This is a genomic window from Cupriavidus sp. UBA2010 (assembly GCF_002335265.1).
Classification (GTDB): Bacteria; Pseudomonadota; Gammaproteobacteria; order Burkholderiales; family Burkholderiaceae; genus Cupriavidus; species Cupriavidus metallidurans.
Map to the genome: position 1 here is coordinate 16,931 of NZ_DDCI01000013.1, position 15,793 is coordinate 32,723.

Consider the following 15,793-nt stretch of genomic DNA (forward strand, 5'->3'; position numbering starts at 1 on the left):
GAACGCCAGGCGCAAAAAAAGCCGGCCACGCTTGATGCATGACCGGCTTCTTCACTTCCAGGGTGCCGATATCAGCCCAGCTTCTTCTTCAGCAGTTCATTGACCTGCGCCGGGTTAGCCTTGCCCTTGGTGGCCTTCATGGCCTGGCCGACCAGTGCGTTGAACGCCTTCTCCTTGCCGGCGCGGAATTCCTCGACTGACTTGGCGTTGGCGGCCAGCACGTCGTCGATGATCTTTTCCAGCTCGCCCGTGTCGGACATCTGCTTCAGGCCCTTGGCCGCGATGATCGCGTCGGCGTCGCCGTCGGACTCGCCAGCCCACATCGCAGGGAACACGTCCTTCTTGGCGGTGTTGTTCGACACCGTGCCGTCCGCAATGCGTGCCAGCAGCTTGGCCAGTTGCGCCGGGCGCACGGGCGCTTCGTCGATCGAGATGCCTTCGCGGTTCAGTTGCGACGCAATCTCGCCCATCACCCAGTTCGCCGCCGGCTTGGCGCTGGCCGCGCCAACGTTGGTCACGACGGCCTCGTAGTAAGCCGCCAGCGACTTCGTCGCCGTGATGGTGCTTGCGTCGTACGCCGACAGGCCGTACTGCGACACGAAGCGTGCCTGCATCGTGGCCGGCAACTCGGGCAGTTCGCTCTTCACGCGCTCGACCCACGCCGCGTCGATCTCCAGCGGCATCAGGTCCGGATCGGGGAAGTAGCGGTAGTCGTGCGCGTCTTCCTTGGTACGCATCGCGCGCGTCTCGCCAGTGTCCGGGTCGAACAGCACGGTGGCCTGCACGATCTCGCGGCCATCCTCGATCTCGGCGATCTGCCACTGCACCTCGTAGTCGATGGCCTGTTGCAGGAAGCGGAACGAGTTCAGGTTCTTGATCTCGCGGCGTGTGCCGAATTTTTCCTGGCCCACCGGACGCACGGACACATTGGCGTCGCAGCGGAAGCTACCTTCCTGCATGTTGCCGTCGCAGATGCCAAGCCACACCACCAGCGAATGCAGGGCCTTGGCATAGGCCACGGCCTCGGCCGAGCTGCGCATGTCGGGCTCGGTCACGATTTCCAGCAGCGGCGTGCCCGCGCGGTTCAGGTCGATGCCGGTCATGCCAGCGAAGTCCTCGTGCAGCGACTTGCCGGCGTCTTCCTCGAGGTGGGCGCGCGTCAGGTTGACGGTCTTTTCATACACGCCTTGCTTGCCTTCCACCTGAATCGTGATCTGGCCGCCTTGCACGACGGGGATCTCGTACTGGCTGATCTGGTAGCCCTTCGGCAGGTCAGGGTAGAAGTAGTTCTTGCGCGCGAAGATGCTGCGTGGCGCAATCGTCGCGCCAATCGACAGGCCGAACTGGATGGCGCGCTCCACGGCGCCGCGGTTCAGCACGGGCAGCACGCCCGGCAACGCCAGGTCCACGGGCGAGGCCTGCGTATTCGGCTCGGCTCCGAACGCGGTGGAGGTGCCGGAGAAAATCTTGGAGGCCGTGGAGAGCTGCGTGTGCGTCTCCAGGCCGATCACCACTTCCCATTGCATGGCGGTTGTTCCTTCGTAAGCCTGATTTGAGTCTTTCTGTATCTGTGTTCGGTGCTCGTCGAGCCAGGTCCCGGTGATATCAGGGATCCGGGCTCGCAAGCCATGAATCGAGCTGTCCCAGCGCGGCCACGCGGGCCACGGCATCGCCGCCCACCGTGACGCCGCCGTTGCGCCGCGCCGCGATCACATCGCGCCGCACATGCAGTTCGCTCGTGCCGTCGAAGCCATGGTACGCGCCCGGATAGATCTCCAGCCGGAAGCGCGCGCCCGGCTGCCGCGACTGCACGGCGTTCTGCAGCATCGCGCAGCGCGTGGCGGGCGTCCAGTCGTCCGCGCCGCCGATCAGCAGCAGCAGCGGCGAGCGCAGCCGGAAGTTGTGCTGTTGCACCGCGCGCTTGCATCCCGGATAGAACGCCACCGCACGGTCCACCGTGGGCGTGCCGCCGGGCCAGGGCCGGCTGGCGTCGATTGTGGCCAGCACGGCTTGCGCCCCGTTGGACCAGCCCAGCAGCACGATGCGGCGGGCATCGATGCCAGGTTGCCGGGCTACCCATCGCATTGCGGCCAGCGCGTCGCCCCGGCGCGTCCGGTCGTCGATCGCGCGCGATTCGAGGGCGTCACCGCAGGTGCCCTGGGCCCTGCCGCGCACGCTGTAGCTGTCCGGCATCAGCACCGCATAGCCACGCTCGGCAAGCCAGTGCGCGTACTCGCGGTAGCGGCTCTGCAACGCGCCGGCCGGATCGATGACTTCCTCGATCGTGCCCGCGCGCTTCGCGGCCACGCGCATGTCGACCAGACCATTGCAACCGTGCAGTGCTACCACCACGGGCAGTGGCTGCGAACGGGGCAGGCCGCCTTCGCGGGGTGTGAACCAGTATCCGGTCAGTTCCGGCGAGCCGCCATCGCCGGGAATGCGCACCCGCTGGGCCGCCGGTTCCAGGGCCGCCGTAGCCGGTGTCACGGGGGCGCTGGCGGAAGCGGTCGGCGCCGGCGACGGTGGTGCCGATGACACAGCAGGCTGCGCGGGCGCGGCCTGCAGGAGCGCCATGCCGATCGCCACTGCCGCCACGCTCGCGCGCAGCCAGCGCCCCGCCATGGTCGGAACCAGCGGCGTGGGGGTCAGCGTGGAAAGGTGCGGTCGGCGCCTCATGATCTGTCGATGGACGGTGTCGCTTAGCGCGTGTTAGCGCGTGCGGGCGCAGTCGCCCGAACCCGGTTCGAACATCACCGGCCATGCCTGCTCATAGATGCCCGGCGTGCAGTGCGCCTGGCAATTCGCGTGCGCCAGCGTGATGCGGCGCGGGTCCTGCCAGACCATCAGCTCGCAGGCGCTGCCGTCGTTGGCGCGCAGTTCGATATGCGGCGTTTTCTTGACCTGACGGAAATCGGCCAGATTGAAGCTGCACGAGCCGCGCTTGCCCACCCAGAGCTTCCACTGGAGCTGCTGCACGGTGTTGTTGGACACGCGCAATTGCGCGTCCTCGCGGAAGCCATCTTCCTCGGTGCGGCGGCAATCGCCGACGAGGTCGATATCGCGCGCGGCGATCGGCGTCGAGCGGCCGCCGAACGGCAGCGGAATGCAGCCGGCCAGCGTCGCCGCCAGGGCCAGGGCCGCGGCGGCGCGCATGCTGACGATGGGCAGGGGGCGTGTTTGCATGGCGTTGTCAGGCCGGACGGCGCAGGTGCCAGTCGGTGGCCTGCTGGAACGCATGGGCCGTCTGCAGCAATTGCGCTTCATCGAAATAGTTGCCGATAAGCTGCAGGCCAACAGGCATGTTGCCTCCGCCAAAGCCGCACGGCACGCTCATGCCGGGCAGGCCCGCCAGGCTGGTGGACAGCGTGAAGATGTCCGCCAGGTACATCTGGACCGGATCGGCAGTCTTCTCGCCGAGCTTCCACGCCACCGTGGGCGCCACCGGACCCATGATCACGTCGCACTGGGTGAACGCGCGCTGGAAGTCGTCGGCGATGATGCGGCGGATCTTCTGAGCCTGCAGGTAGTAGGCGTCGTAGTAGCCGTGCGACAGCACGTACGTGCCCACCATGATGCGGCGCTTGACCTCGGGGCCGAAGCCTTCGGCGCGGCTCTTCTTGTACATGTCGAGCAGGTCGCCATACTGCGCGGCGCGATGGCCGTAGCGCACGCCATCGAAGCGGGACAGGTTCGACGATGCCTCGGCCGGCGCGATGATGTAGTAGACGGGGATCGACAGTTCGGTCTTCGGCAGGGTCACGTCGACCAGCGTCGCGCCCAGCTTCTCGTACTCGGCCAGCGCGGCGCGCAAGGCCTGTTCGACGTCGGCCGAGAGGCCCTTGCCGAAATACTCGCGCGGCAGGCCGATGCGCAGGCCGGCCAGCGGCTGGCTGGCGGTGGCGCCTGCGCGGGGCTGGCCCAGCAGGCGCGTGAAGTCCTCGGTGACGCCGCCCAGTTCCGGGGTCAGGCTGGTCGAATCCTTCGGGTCGAAACCGGCCATGCCGTTGAGCAGCAGCGCGCAGTCCTCTGCCGAATGGGCCATCGGGCCGCCCTGGTCCAGCGACGACGCGAACGCGATCATGCCGTACCGCGATACGCGGCCATACGTCGGCTTGATGCCGGTGATGCCCGAGAACGAGGCCGGCTGGCGAATCGAGCCGCCGGTGTCCGTGCCGGTGGCGGCAGGTGTCAGGCCGGCGGCCACGGCGGCGGCGGAACCGCCCGAGGAGCCACCCGGCACGCGGCTGGTGTCCCACGGGTTGCCCACCGGGCCGAAGAACGAGTTCTCGTTCGACGAGCCCATCGCGAACTCGTCCATGTTGGTCTTGCCCAGCGTGACCATGCCGGCGGCGGCCAGGCGTTCGACCACGGTGGCGTCGAACGGGCTTTCGTAGTTGGCCAGCATCTTCGAGCCGGCGGTGGACTTCCAGCCGCGCGTCACGAAGACGTCCTTGTGGGCGATGGGCACGCCGGTCAGTGGCGTGGCCTGTCCCTGGGCGCGGCGCTCGTCGGCGGCGCGGGCCTGGGCCAGGGTCAGTTCGGGGTCGACGGCGACGAACGCATTGAGGGCGCGGCCGGCCTCGATGCGGGCCAGGTACTCGCGGGCGAGTTCCTCGGCGGAAACGGAGCGCGCCGCCAGGGCATCGGCGATCTGGCGCAGGGAAGTCACGGAATCAGCTGAAAAGGGCATGTCGATGATGGCGTCTGGGTGGTGGGCAACGTGGTATCGGAGACCGCGTTGTCACTCGATGACCTTCGGCACCAGGTAGAGGCCGTTTTCGGTGGCTGGCGCGGGGCGCTGGTAATCGGCGCGGCGGTCGGATTCCGTGACGGCGTCCTCGCGCAGGCGCTGGGCGATGTCGCGCACGGCGGACAGCGGGTGCGCCAGCGGCTCGATGCCGGTGGTGTCCACCGCCTGCATCTGCTCCACGAGCGAGAAGAAATTGTTCAGTTGCGCAAGCGTTTGCTCGGCCTCGGCATCGCTAGTTTCGATGCGGGCCAGATGCGCGATGCGCTTGACGTCGGAGAGTGCGAGAGCCATGGCGTGATGCGGCGCGTGCGCCGGGTTCGGTCCGTTGGACTGGAAGTATCTTGGCCGGATTCGGGGGTGCCGGCCATCTGGGGGCCGGAAGGGCGCTTCGGGTGGCACGGCGGCGGGGTGGCCAGGGCGTGCCGGACTGGTGCGCCCGGGGAGGCGCCCCAGGATCGTCGAAGTTACAAGTTTTTCCGGGGCCAAACGCCCCGAAACAGCGAGAATTATAAGGTATGATTATGCGTTGCAGATTCCCCGCAACGCGCGCTCCACTTCGGATGGGCAGGGATGCCCGATGGTGACGCCGTCGGCACAGTCCAGGCGGTTTTCGCGGTCGACCAGAACGGCCCCGAGACCCGGAACGGACCACTTCCGAGCGTCGGCCGTCGTAGCCGTGCAACACTGGCGGCGCATGATTGCCGTCGGCGCCATACAACAGGGGGACGCACTATCCGGTACAGCGTGGAAGTCCGGCGCGTATTGGACACGGGGTTGCGCGGTGACCATCCTGCGATATGCAGAGGGAAATCATCGCATTTTCAGTCGTAACAATCAGGTTCCTCCGATTAGGCTACTGCCACACGTCAGGTGTATTTAACCTGTCCGGCGCATCTGGCGGCGAACTTTCGCGCAGAGTCTAATCAAAGGTTCCCGTAAGGGGTGCTAACAAAGCGAAGCCTGGTGGGTCTGGCCGGGCGCGGTGAAGGCGTTTGTCCATCGCCGCGCTGCCAGAATCGCCAGAGTCGTTTTGTTAGCACCTCTCGGTTCGGCGCGTGCAGGTCTGCGCCGTTTGCGGAGCGCCGCGGACCGCCGATCCGGCGTGCCAGCGGCATCGGGGCGTGCCAGCATGGCTGGCGCGGGCCGCACGCACCGGGGAGCCGTGAACCATCACCCTTGCAAACGATTCGTGGCCGGGCCGCAGGCGGCGCCGGCCGCTTCGCATACCCGCGAAACAACAGAAGACAGGATTCCTGATGTTCGGATTTCTCCGCAGCTATTTCTCCAACGACCTGGCCATCGACCTGGGCACCGCCAACACCCTGATCTACATGCGCGACAAGGGCATCGTCCTGGACGAGCCGTCGGTCGTGGCTATCCGTCAGGAAGGCGGCCCCAACGCCAAGAAGACGATTACCGCGGTGGGCAAGGAAGCCAAGCAGATGCTGGGCAAGGTGCCAGGCAATATCGAGGCCATCCGCCCGATGAAGGACGGCGTCATTGCCGACTTCACCGTGACCGAGCAGATGCTCAAGCAGTTCATCAAGATGGTGCACGACTCGAAGCTGCTGCGTCCGAGCCCGCGCATCATCATCTGCGTGCCGTGCGGTTCCACCCAGGTGGAACGCCGCGCCATCCGTGAATCGGCCCTGGGCGCCGGCGCCAGCCAGGTGTACCTGATCGAGGAGCCGATGTCGGCGGCGATCGGCGCCGGCCTGCCCGTGTCGGAGCCGTCGGGCTCGATGGTCGTCGATATCGGCGGCGGTACCACCGAGGTGGGCATCATCTCGCTGGGCGGCATGGTCTACAAGGGTTCGGTGCGCGTGGGCGGCGACAAGTTCGACGAGGCGATCGTCAACTACATCCGCCGCAACTACGGCATGCTGATCGGCGAGCAGACCGCCGAAGCGATCAAGAAGGAAATCGGCTCGGCCTTCCCGGGTTCGGAAGTCCGCGAAATGGAAGTCAAGGGCCGCAACCTGTCCGAAGGCATTCCGCGCGCGTTCACGGTGTCGTCGAACGAAATCCTCGAAGCGCTGACCGATCCGCTGAACCAGATCGTCTCGGCCGTGAAGATCGCGCTGGAACAGACCCCGCCGGAACTGGGCGCCGACATCGCCGAGCGCGGCATGATGCTGACCGGCGGCGGCGCGCTGCTGCGTGACCTGGACCGTCTGCTGGCCGAGGAAACCGGCCTGCCGGTGCTGGTGGCCGAAGACCCGCTGACCTGCGTGGTGCGCGGCTCCGGCATGGCGCTGGAGCGTATGGACAAGCTCGGCAGCATCTTCTCGTACGAGTAATGCAACCGGACCCGGCAACGTGGTGAGTCGCGTCGCCGGATCCTCCTCCATCTTGAACGTTTTCTCCGCCAGCCCGGCCCGCCCCGTCCCGCAAGGGACGGGGCGTCGCGCTGGCGGATTGGCATCGCCTGCGCACGGGTAAATGGATTACTCTCCACCGCCGCTCTTCAAGCAAGGCACGTCCGCCGTTGCGCGTCTGGTTATCTTCGTGACGATCGCGCTGGTGCTGCTGATCGTCGACGCGCGCTTTGACGCCATGCGCAACGTGCGCCAGGTGGCTGCCACCGTGCTGATGCCGGTGGAGCGTCTGGTGCTGGTGCCGCGCGACGCCATCCGTGGCGTCTTCGACTATGCCCAGTCTTCCGTCGAACTGGCCAACGAGAACCGCGAACTGCGGCGTGCGGCGCTCGAACAGGCCAACGCCTCGGTACGCCAGGCCCAGCTCGAATCCGAGAACAACCAGCTTCGCAAGCTGCTGAACCTGACGCAGCAATCGACCACGCCGGTGACCCCGGCGGAAATCCTCTACGACGCCCGGGACCCTTACAGCCAGCGCATCGTGATTGACCGCGGCAGCATGCAGGGCCTGCGCGCTGGCTATCCGGTCATCGACGAGCGCGGCGTGATCGGCCAGGTGACGCGCGTTTCCCCGTTCCAGTCGGAAGTCACGTTGCTGACCGACAAGGAACAGGCGATCCCGGTCCAGGTGGTGCGCAACGGTCTGCGCAGCGTGGCCTTCGGCGGCTCACGCGCCGGTCTGCTGGACCTGCGCTTCATGGCGGCATCGGCCGATCTGCAGCAGGGCGACCTGCTGGTGACGTCGGGCCTCGATGGCACCTATCCGCCTGGCCTGCCAGTGGCGAAGATCGTCCAGATCGAACGCAAAGCCGATACGGCGTTCTCCCGCGTGTATTGCGAGCCCGTGGCCGGTGTGCGTTCGCATCGCCAGCTGCTGGTGGTGCGCTATGAGTCGGGCCTTGCCCCGCGCCCGCCGGAGGCAGCCACGTCGCAGAAGGCCGAGCGCGGCGCGCGGTCGGCGGCGGCACGCGCTGGCGCCGAGCAGAAGGCAGACAAGGCGGCCACGCCGGCCGACAAGCCCGCGGACACGCCCACGGCCGCGCCGGCGCAGAAACCCTCGGAGCCCGCACGGTGACGACATCCCAATACCTGCTGCGCCCGGTCAATCCCGCGTTCATCGCGCTGACCTTCGTGCTGGCGTTCCTGATCAACCTGATGCCCTGGGGCGAGACGCTCTGGATCCCGGACGTCGTGGCGCTGGTGCTGGTGTTCTGGAACATCCACCAGCCGCGCAAGGTCGGCATGGGCGTGGCGTTCCTGCTGGGTTTGCTGATGGACGTGCATGACGCCCGCCTGCTTGGCGAACATGCGCTTGCCTACACGCTGCTGGCCTACTTCGCGATCACGATCCACCGCCGCGTGCTGTGGTTTTCGGTCTACGCGCAGGCGCTGCATGTGCTGCCGTTGTTGTTCATCGCGCACGCGGTGCCGGTGGTTATCCGCCTGGCCATGGGCGCGCCGCTGCCCGGCTGGCAACTGCTGCTGGCCCCGGTGATCGAGGCGGTGCTGTGGCCGATGGCCACCAGCCTGCTGCTGGCGCCGCAACGCAGATCGAACGAAGTCGATGAGACGCGTCCGATCTAGTCCCAATCCCTGACGCGCTCACCACGCCGCCCGCAGTACCGCCATGACCGAAATTCGCAACGTCGAACTGGAAATCGGCCGCTTCCGCATCCGCGTGGCGGCCGCCGCCCTGTTCACGGTCGTCTGCTTTGGCCTGCTGTTCTCCCGCTTTCTGTGGCTGCAGTGGTACAAGCACGACCAGTACTCGGCCAAGGCCGAGGACAACCGCATCTCCGTGGCGCCGATCGAGCCGAACCGCGGCATCATCATGGACCGCAACGGGGTGGTGCTGGCGCGCAACTACTCCGCGTACACGCTTGAAATCACGCCGTCCAAGCTGACCGACACGCTCGACAACACAATCGAGGAGCTGGCCACGCTCGTCGATATCCAACCGCGCGACCGTCGCCGCTTCAAGCGGCTGCTGGAGGAGTCGCGCAGCTTCGAAAGCCTGCCGATACGCAGCCAGCTTACCGACGAGGAAGTGGCCCGGTTCTCGGCGCAGCGCTTTCGCTTTCCAGGCGTCGACGTGCGCGCGCGGTTGTTCCGCCAGTATCCGATGGGCGAAGCGGCCAGCCACGTGGTCGGCTACCTGGGTCGCATCTCGCAGCGTGACCAGGAGCGGATCGAGGCCATGGACGAGGCCAACGACGCCGCCGATGGCGACAAGTACGATCCGCGCAAGGACGCCGACAACTACAAGGGCTCCAACTACATCGGCAAGATCGGGCTGGAACAGAGCTACGAGACCGAGCTGCACGGCCTGACGGGCTTCGAGGAGGTGGAGGTCAGCGCGGGTGGGCGGCCGATTCGCACCCTGTCCACGTCGCCGGCCACGCCGGGCAACAACCTGATCCTGTCGCTCGACATCCGCCTGCAGCAACTGGCCGAGCAGCTGTTCGGCGACCGTCGTGGCGCGCTGGTGGCGATCGAGCCCGAAACGGGCGACATCCTGGCCTTCGTGTCCAAGCCGACCTTCGATCCGAACCTGTTCGTCGAAGGCATCGACTCCAAGACCTGGGACGAACTGAACACCTCGCCCGACAAGCCGCTGCTGAACCGACCGTTGCGTGGCACCTATCCGCCGGGCTCGACGTACAAGCCGTTCATGGCGCTGGCCGCGCTGACCACGGGCAAGCGCACCGCCGCCTGGGGGATGCACGATCCGGGGTTCTTCACGCTTGGCAATCACACGTTCCGCGACGACAAGCCCGGCGGCCACGGCTGGGTGGACATGCAGGCGTCGATCGTGCAGTCGTGCGATACCTATTACTACATGCTGGCGCGTGACATGGGCGTCAACGCGATCCACGATTTCATGAAGCCGCTCGGCTTCGGCCAGGTCACTGGCATCGATATCGAGGGCGAAAACCGCGGCATCCTGCCGTCCACGGACTGGAAGCGGAAGGCGTACCGCCGCCCCGAGCAGCAGAAGTGGTATGACGGCGAAACCATTTCGCTGGGCATCGGGCAGGGCTACAACAGCTTCACGATCCTGCAGTTGGCCAACGCGGTGTCGATCCTGGTCAACAACGGCGTGGCGATGAAGCCCCACCTGGTCAAGGCGGTGGAGGATTCGGTCTCGCGCAAGCGCACGCTGACCGTGCCCAAGGAAAGCTATCGCATCCCGCTCAAGCAGGGCGATATCGACGTGATCAAGCGTGCGATGGTTGCCGTGACGCACTCCGGTACCGCCGCACGGGTGTTCGCCGGCGCTGCCTACGAGTCGGCCGGCAAGACCGGTACGGCGCAGACCTACACGCTGGGCAAGAACGAGAAGTACAACCACCACGCGCTGGACGAGCGCAAGCGCGATCACTCGCTCTACACCGCGTTCGCCCCGGCCGATCATCCGAAGATCGCGCTGGCACTGATCGTCGAGAACGCGGGTTTCGGCGCCGCCGTGGCCGCGCCGATCGCGCGCAAGGTGATGGACTACTACCTGCTGGGCAAGTGGCCGGAGGAACTGGCCGCGACGGCCCCGCCGCCTGCGGAGCGCGAGCGCGCTGGCGGCAAGCCGCCCGTCGATACGCCGAGCGTGTTCACGACCGGCCAGACTGCCAATGCCGCCAGTTCCACGGTGATGCAGACGGCACCGGCCGCCGCGTCGGATGCCGCGACGGGCGCCGCCAATGCCGCAGGCGCGAGCGCGGCGGGGGCTTCCGCATCGGTGCCGGCGGCACGGTCGGCATCCGACACGATTGCCAGCCAGCTCGACCCGAATGCCATCGCCCCGGCCTCGGCCGAAGTGACGCTCGATGCGCGGATGCTGCAGGCGCTTGGCCACAGCAAGCCAGCACCGACGCCACCCGCCACGCCGTCGCGCGCAACGCCCGCCTCGGCCCCGGCACCCGCCAAGCCGAAGACGCAGCCCGCCCGGCCCAAGCCCGCCAATGTCGCGGGCCCGGCCTCGGGCTCGGCGGCCCGCAACAACGTTTCAGAGTAACAAGGAGACGCGCATGGACCGACGCCGCGTCGTATCGATCATCAAGTCTGCCCTGACCGGCTTCGACAAGCCGCTGGCCTTGATCGTCTTTCTGCTGTTCGCCACCGGCATCATCGCGCTGTACTCGGCCGCGATCGACATGCCGGGCCGGGTCGAGGACCAGCTGCGCAATATCCTGCTGTCGTATGTGGTGATGCTGGTGATCGCTTACATGCCGACCCAGCTGTTGATGCGGGTTGCCGTGCCGCTCTACACCGTGGGGGTAGCGCTGCTGATCGCCGTGGCGATGTTCGGCCTGATCCGCAAGGGCGCGCGGCGCTGGCTGAATGTGGGGATGGTGATTCAGCCCTCCGAGATCATGAAGATCGCGATGCCACTGATGCTGGCGTGGTACTTCCAGAAGCGCGAGGGGGTGATCAAATGGTTCGACTTCGTCGTGGCGCTGATCATGCTCGGTATTCCGGTCGGCCTGATCGCCAAGCAGCCTGACCTGGGCACCGCGCTGCTGGTGCTGGCCGCCGGCATCTACGTGATCTACTTCGCGGGCCTGACGTGGAAGATCATCCTGCCGATTCTCGGTGCGGGCGTGGTGGTGATCACGCTGATCGTGACTTACCAGAACCAGATCTGTGCGCCGGGCGTGAACTGGCCGATCCTGCACGACTACCAGCAGCACCGTGTCTGCACGCTGCTCGACCCGACCACTGATCCGCTCGGCAAGGGCTTCCACACGATCCAGTCGATCATCGCGATTGGCTCGGGCGGGGTGACCGGCAAGGGCTGGCTCAAGGGCACGCAGACGCACCTCGAATTCATCCCCGAGAAGCACACCGACTTCATTTTCGCCGTGTTCTCCGAGGAGTTCGGGCTGATCGGCAATGCGGTGCTACTGGTCCTGTACCTGCTGCTGATCTTCCGCGGGCTCTATATCGCGGCGAACGCGCCAACGCTGTTCTCGCGTCTGCTGGCCGGCTCCATCACGCTGATCTTCTTCACCTACGCCTTCGTGAACATGGGCATGGTGAGCGGGATCCTGCCGGTGGTGGGCGTGCCGCTGCCGCTGATGAGCTACGGGGGAACCGCGCTGGTGACGCTGGGAATGGGCATCGGCATTCTGATGAGCATTTCCAGACAGAAACGGTTAATACAAACGTAGTGGATGGCGTCTTTGCTACACTGCCATCCAAAATTTGTTCCGGTGGAAGCCCATGAACGCACAAGACGTTGCCGCTTATCTGCAGAGCCATCCGCAGTTTTTCGAAGATCACGCCGAACTGCTGGCGACGGTGCAACTGACCAGCCCACACAGCCATCGGGCGGTGTCGCTGCAGGAGCGCCAGATGGAAATCCTGCGCGAGAAGAACAAGGGTCTGGAACTCAAGCTGGCCGATCTCGTTCGGCACGGCCACGAGAACGATCGCACGCAGCAGCGTATGCATGACTGGCAGATGCGCCTGCTGGCCGAGGCCGATTCCCACGCGCTGCCCTATGCGGTGCGTGACGGCCTGCAGCAGGTGTTCGACGTGCCCGCCGTGGGGCTGCGCCTGTGGACCGTTGGTGAGACCTATGCCCACATGGAAGTGGCGCAGGGTGCCAGCGATGACCTGCGCCTGTTCGCCGAAGGCCTGCGCGCGCCGTTCTGCGGCGCGAACGCCGGTTTCGAGGCCGCTCAACTGCTGGAGCGCGACGACGTCGCATCGCTGGCGATGGTGGCGCTGCGCGTGCCGGCCAAGCCCGACGAGGACGGCCCGGGCGCGGCGTTCGGCCTGCTGGTGCTGGGCTCGCCCGACGCGCGCCGCTTCCATGAAGGCATGGGCACCGCCTATCTGGCCCAGATTGGCGAAGTCGCCGGCGCGGCGCTGAATCGCCTGCGCGACTAAGCGGGGCAAACACTCCCCCATGCGCACGCGCCAGCCGGCACGCAACAGGGCCCATGCGGTCGCTGGGGCCGATGAGGCCGATGAGGCCGATGAGGCGTCGGCCGAGAGGCCGGCCCCAGACCCGCTGGTGGTGCGCTATCTCGACTGGCTGGCCACGAGCCGAAAGCTCGCCGCGCACACGCTGACCAGCTACGGGCACGATCTGTCCGTGTTGCAGTCGCAAGCCATTCGCCTGGCGCCCGGCGTGGCGTTGCTGGCGCTGGAGACCCGCCACATTCGTTCGTTTGCGGCGCGGCTGCATGGCAATGGCCTGTCTGCCCGCACCATCGCACGCACGCTGTCGGCGTGGCGCGGCTTCTATCTCTGGGCGGCGCGGCATGGTCACGGCGTACAGTCCAATCCCGTCGACGGCGTGCGCGCGCCCAAGCGTGGCAGGCCGCTGCCCAAGGCGCTCTCGGTCGAACATGCGGTGGCGCTGGTCGCCCATCGCCAGGACGACACCAACGAATCGCTACGTGATCAGGCTGTCTTTGAGCTGTTCTATTCGAGCGGCCTGCGGCTGTCGGAGCTGATCCAGCTCGACGTCCGCTATACCGAGGACGGCGACTATCGCTCGTCCGGCTGGCTCGATCTCGATGGCGCCGAAGTGACCGTGCTCGGCAAGGGTTCGCGCCGGCGCACCGTGCCGGTGGGCAGCAAGGCGATCCAGGCGCTGAAAGCCTGGATTCACGTGCGCGAGGCGATGTTGCGGCCCGGCGCGCTGCCCGAGGATGCCCACGCGCTGTTTCTTGGCACGCGCGGCCGGCGGTTGCCGATCAGCACGGTGCAGCAGCGCATCAAACGCCAGGCGCTGGCCGCAGGGGTGCCCAGCGATGTTCATCCGCACATGCTGCGCCACTCGTTCGCCACGCATATGCTGCAGTCGTCGGGCGACCTGCGGGCGGTGCAGGAAATGCTGGGCCACGCCAGCATCTCCACCACGCAGATCTACACCTCGCTCGATTTCCAGCACCTGGCCAAGGTCTACGATCAGGCCCATCCGCGCGCCGGTCGGGCAAGCAAGCCGCCCAAGGCATCCAGCGTGAAACCCGGCAAGTCGGACGAATCGGACGAGTTGGCCGAGCCGGACGATTCAGGCGAAGACTAGTTCCACTGCGAGAGGATGTTGCGGAATCGCTCCATCTCGGGCAGCAGCCAGTGCCGGAAGGCCTGGACTTTGGGCGTCTCCAGACTGGTATGCGTGCAGACGAAGTGGAGCAGCCACGGGCACGGAATGCTGACGTCGAACAATCGCACCACCCGGCCGGACAGCAGGTCGTTGTAGGCCAGCGACGAGCGGATCAGTGCCACGCCCTGTCCCTCGGCCGCAGCCTGCAGCAGCAGCGACGAATCCTGCAGCAGCAGGCCCTTCATCGGCTCGGGCCAGTCGAGCCCGGCCGCTTCGAACCACGGTTTCCACGGATCGCCTTCACCCCGCAGCAACGGCATGCCGGCCATGTGGGCCGGTTGCTCGGGCAGGCGGCCGCCGTTGTAGTTCGGGCTGCAGACGGGGAAGAACACATCGTCGAGCAGCCGCTCCACGTAGAGGCCCGGGTAGTGGCCGGTGCCCATGCGCAGCGCGATATCGACCTCCTCGCTGGCGAAGTCGACGAGCGAGTTCGACGACAGCAGTTCGACGTCCAGTTCCGGATGCTGCTCGATGAAGCTGCCGATGCGGGGCGTCAGCCAGCGCGCGGCAAAGGACGGCATGGTGCTGATGGTCAGGCGCTTGTCGCGATTGCCGGCCTGCAGCACGCGCGTGGCATCGGCGATTTGCAACAGCGCGTCACGCACGCGCTCGGCATAGAGACGCCCGTTGGTGGTCAGCATCACGCGCTTGCCCCGGCGCTCGAACAGTTGCTGCCCCAGTTCCTCCTCCAGCGCGCGAATCTGGTGGCTGACCGCGCCGTGCGTGACGAACAATTCGGTGGCGGCCCGCGAAAAGCTCTCGTGGCGCGCCGCGGCCTCGAAGGTGCGCAGCGCGGCCAGCGCGGGCAGGCGCGGAAACTCGCGCTTCCAGCTACGCGGTTCGTCGGGATTCCAGGCTCCGGTCCAGACCATGGTGCTCTCGGCTATGTGAGGTTGGCTAACAAGACACAAGAATATATATCGTTTTGATAGTGGCAGGGCAATCACTAGAATTCACTTCACCGGACACCGCTGAATGCAATGAATAACTGGCCCGGTCCAAATGCCAAGCCAGTTTCTGGACCCCCGCCAAGACAGCTGGAATCCGGACTCACGGAGAGTCATCATGAAAGCCCTGCTCACAACGACCGTCTTCACCCTCGCCCCCGGGGAAGTCACCGCGCTGTCGCTGCACGCGGCACAGCGCCTGTTCGTGGAAGATGCGAAAGGCATGGATGTATGGGTGACCCGCGAAAACGACTCGGAGGATTACTGGCTGCGCTGTGGTTCGAGCCTGATGCTCCGGCGCGGCGATGAGATCGTGCTCAGCGTGGACCCGCGTGCCGCCGGCACGGTACGGTTGGCGCTGATCGCCGAAGCGCGCCGTCCGGCGCTGACGCTGGCCGATGTGCCGCATCTTGCATATCGCGCCGTAAAGCGGCTGGTTCGAGGCACGGAGTGGACGCCCGCGGAAGACAAGATCACCGCCTCCTGATGCCGATGGGGCGGTGCCGGAGCGGCGGCTTAGAATTGTCTGGCCGCCGCGCGACGAACGCTGAACACCGGTATGACGAAGCAAATCGGGTCGGCCCGCGCTCTGCGTAGGCCG

14 protein-coding genes are annotated in these 15,793 nt (G+C 66.4%); 8 read left to right on the top strand and 6 right to left on the bottom strand.

The genetic code is table 11. The features are described 5' to 3' along the window. Positions 1-71 precede the first annotated feature (71 nt). From gatB to gatC, 5 genes are read right to left on the bottom strand one after another with little or no spacing between them, the layout of a single operon-like run. Positions 72-1,568: an Asp-tRNA(Asn)/Glu-tRNA(Gln) amidotransferase subunit GatB gene (gene gatB / locus B2246_RS08665; protein ID WP_411860088.1), complete on the bottom strand. Its 1,497-nt coding sequence runs from the start codon at positions 1,566-1,568 to the stop codon at positions 72-74. Between the two features lie 37 nt (positions 1,569-1,605). Then, on the bottom strand, positions 1,606-2,676 hold the full coding sequence (locus B2246_RS08670; RefSeq protein ID WP_186425510.1) for a dienelactone hydrolase family protein: 1,071 nt from the start codon (positions 2,674-2,676) through the stop codon (positions 1,606-1,608). 33 nt (positions 2,677-2,709) lie between these two features. Beyond that, positions 2,710-3,183: a hypothetical protein gene (locus tag B2246_RS08675; protein WP_024569258.1), complete on the bottom strand. Its 474-nt coding sequence runs from the start codon at positions 3,181-3,183 to the stop codon at positions 2,710-2,712. Positions 3,184-3,190: 7 nt separating this feature from the next. Continuing rightward, positions 3,191-4,690: an Asp-tRNA(Asn)/Glu-tRNA(Gln) amidotransferase subunit GatA gene (gene gatA, locus B2246_RS08680; RefSeq protein ID WP_286880152.1), complete on the bottom strand. Its 1,500-nt coding sequence runs from the start codon at positions 4,688-4,690 to the stop codon at positions 3,191-3,193. 51 nt (positions 4,691-4,741) lie between these two features. Next, on the bottom strand, positions 4,742-5,041 hold the full coding sequence (gene gatC / locus B2246_RS08685; protein WP_008648047.1) for an Asp-tRNA(Asn)/Glu-tRNA(Gln) amidotransferase subunit GatC: 300 nt from the start codon (positions 5,039-5,041) through the stop codon (positions 4,742-4,744). Positions 5,042-6,006: 965 nt separating this feature from the next. Here gatC and B2246_RS08690 point away from each other — a divergent pair. The 7 genes from B2246_RS08690 to B2246_RS08720 all read left to right on the top strand — a co-directional run bounded on the left by B2246_RS08690 (position 6,007) and on the right by B2246_RS08720 (position 14,164). Further along, the gene (locus B2246_RS08690; protein ID WP_008648066.1) at positions 6,007-7,050 is read left to right on the top strand and encodes a rod shape-determining protein; all 1,044 of its coding nucleotides are present in this window, start codon (positions 6,007-6,009) and stop codon (positions 7,048-7,050) included. A 142-nt stretch (positions 7,051-7,192) separates the two neighbouring features. Further along, positions 7,193-8,203, top strand: a complete 1,011-nt coding sequence (mreC, locus tag B2246_RS08695) for a rod shape-determining protein MreC (RefSeq protein WP_286880109.1) — start codon at positions 7,193-7,195, stop codon at positions 8,201-8,203. After that, positions 8,200-8,712 carry a rod shape-determining protein MreD gene (mreD, locus tag B2246_RS08700; RefSeq protein WP_008640831.1) on the top strand — a complete coding sequence of 171 codons (513 nt, stop codon included), beginning with the start codon at positions 8,200-8,202 and terminating at the stop codon, positions 8,710-8,712. The genes mreC and mreD overlap by 4 nt, the downstream gene beginning before the upstream one ends. Positions 8,713-8,755: 43 nt before the next feature. After that, positions 8,756-11,137, top strand: a complete 2,382-nt coding sequence (mrdA, locus tag B2246_RS08705; RefSeq protein ID WP_286880105.1) for a penicillin-binding protein 2 — start codon at positions 8,756-8,758, stop codon at positions 11,135-11,137. Positions 11,138-11,150: 13 nt separating this feature from the next. Then, positions 11,151-12,293 (top strand): rod shape-determining protein RodA, encoded by a 1,143-nt coding sequence (gene rodA, locus B2246_RS08710; RefSeq protein ID WP_008652644.1) that lies wholly within the window; start codon positions 11,151-11,153, stop codon positions 12,291-12,293. A gap of 52 nt (positions 12,294-12,345) precedes the next feature. Then, positions 12,346-13,017, top strand: a complete 672-nt coding sequence (locus tag B2246_RS08715; protein ID WP_035881227.1) for a DUF484 family protein — start codon at positions 12,346-12,348, stop codon at positions 13,015-13,017. 19 nt (positions 13,018-13,036) lie between these two features. Then, positions 13,037-14,164: a tyrosine recombinase XerC gene (locus tag B2246_RS08720; protein ID WP_186425512.1), complete on the top strand. Its 1,128-nt coding sequence runs from the start codon at positions 13,037-13,039 to the stop codon at positions 14,162-14,164. Here the strand turns inward: B2246_RS08720 and B2246_RS08725 are convergent. Continuing rightward, entirely contained in the window at positions 14,161-15,117 is a 957-nt protein-coding gene (locus B2246_RS08725) for a transcriptional regulator GcvA (RefSeq protein ID WP_186425513.1), read from the bottom strand. The genes B2246_RS08720 and B2246_RS08725 overlap by 4 nt on opposite strands. A 193-nt stretch (positions 15,118-15,310) precedes the next feature. Here B2246_RS08725 and B2246_RS08730 point away from each other — a divergent pair, with 193 nt between their 5' ends. Further along, positions 15,311-15,679 (top strand): DUF2917 domain-containing protein, encoded by a 369-nt coding sequence (locus tag B2246_RS08730; RefSeq protein ID WP_008646630.1) that lies wholly within the window; start codon positions 15,311-15,313, stop codon positions 15,677-15,679. Positions 15,680-15,793 lie beyond the last annotated feature (114 nt).

What these genes read in the sequence shown, in the direction of transcription:
- B2246_RS08725 (WP_186425513.1), bottom strand. Translation starts at nt 15,117, where the DNA reads ATGGTCTGGACCGGAGCCTGGAATCCCGACGAACCGCGTAGCTGGAAG.
- B2246_RS08690 (WP_008648066.1), top strand. Translation starts at nt 6,007, where the DNA reads ATGTTCGGATTTCTCCGCAGCTATTTCTCCAACGACCTGGCCATCGAC.
- mrdA (WP_286880105.1), top strand. Translation starts at nt 8,756, where the DNA reads ATGACCGAAATTCGCAACGTCGAACTGGAAATCGGCCGCTTCCGCATC.
- rodA (WP_008652644.1), top strand. Translation starts at nt 11,151, where the DNA reads ATGGACCGACGCCGCGTCGTATCGATCATCAAGTCTGCCCTGACCGGC.
- gatA (WP_286880152.1), bottom strand. Translation starts at nt 4,690, where the DNA reads ATGCCCTTTTCAGCTGATTCCGTGACTTCCCTGCGCCAGATCGCCGAT.
- B2246_RS08730 (WP_008646630.1), top strand. Translation starts at nt 15,311, where the DNA reads ATGAAAGCCCTGCTCACAACGACCGTCTTCACCCTCGCCCCCGGGGAA.
- mreC (WP_286880109.1), top strand. Translation starts at nt 7,193, where the DNA reads ATGGATTACTCTCCACCGCCGCTCTTCAAGCAAGGCACGTCCGCCGTT.
- gatC (WP_008648047.1), bottom strand. Translation starts at nt 5,041, where the DNA reads ATGGCTCTCGCACTCTCCGACGTCAAGCGCATCGCGCATCTGGCCCGC.
- B2246_RS08675 (WP_024569258.1), bottom strand. Translation starts at nt 3,183, where the DNA reads ATGCAAACACGCCCCCTGCCCATCGTCAGCATGCGCGCCGCCGCGGCC.
- B2246_RS08670 (WP_186425510.1), bottom strand. Translation starts at nt 2,676, where the DNA reads ATGAGGCGCCGACCGCACCTTTCCACGCTGACCCCCACGCCGCTGGTT.
- B2246_RS08715 (WP_035881227.1), top strand. Translation starts at nt 12,346, where the DNA reads ATGAACGCACAAGACGTTGCCGCTTATCTGCAGAGCCATCCGCAGTTT.
- B2246_RS08720 (WP_186425512.1), top strand. Translation starts at nt 13,037, where the DNA reads ATGCGCACGCGCCAGCCGGCACGCAACAGGGCCCATGCGGTCGCTGGG.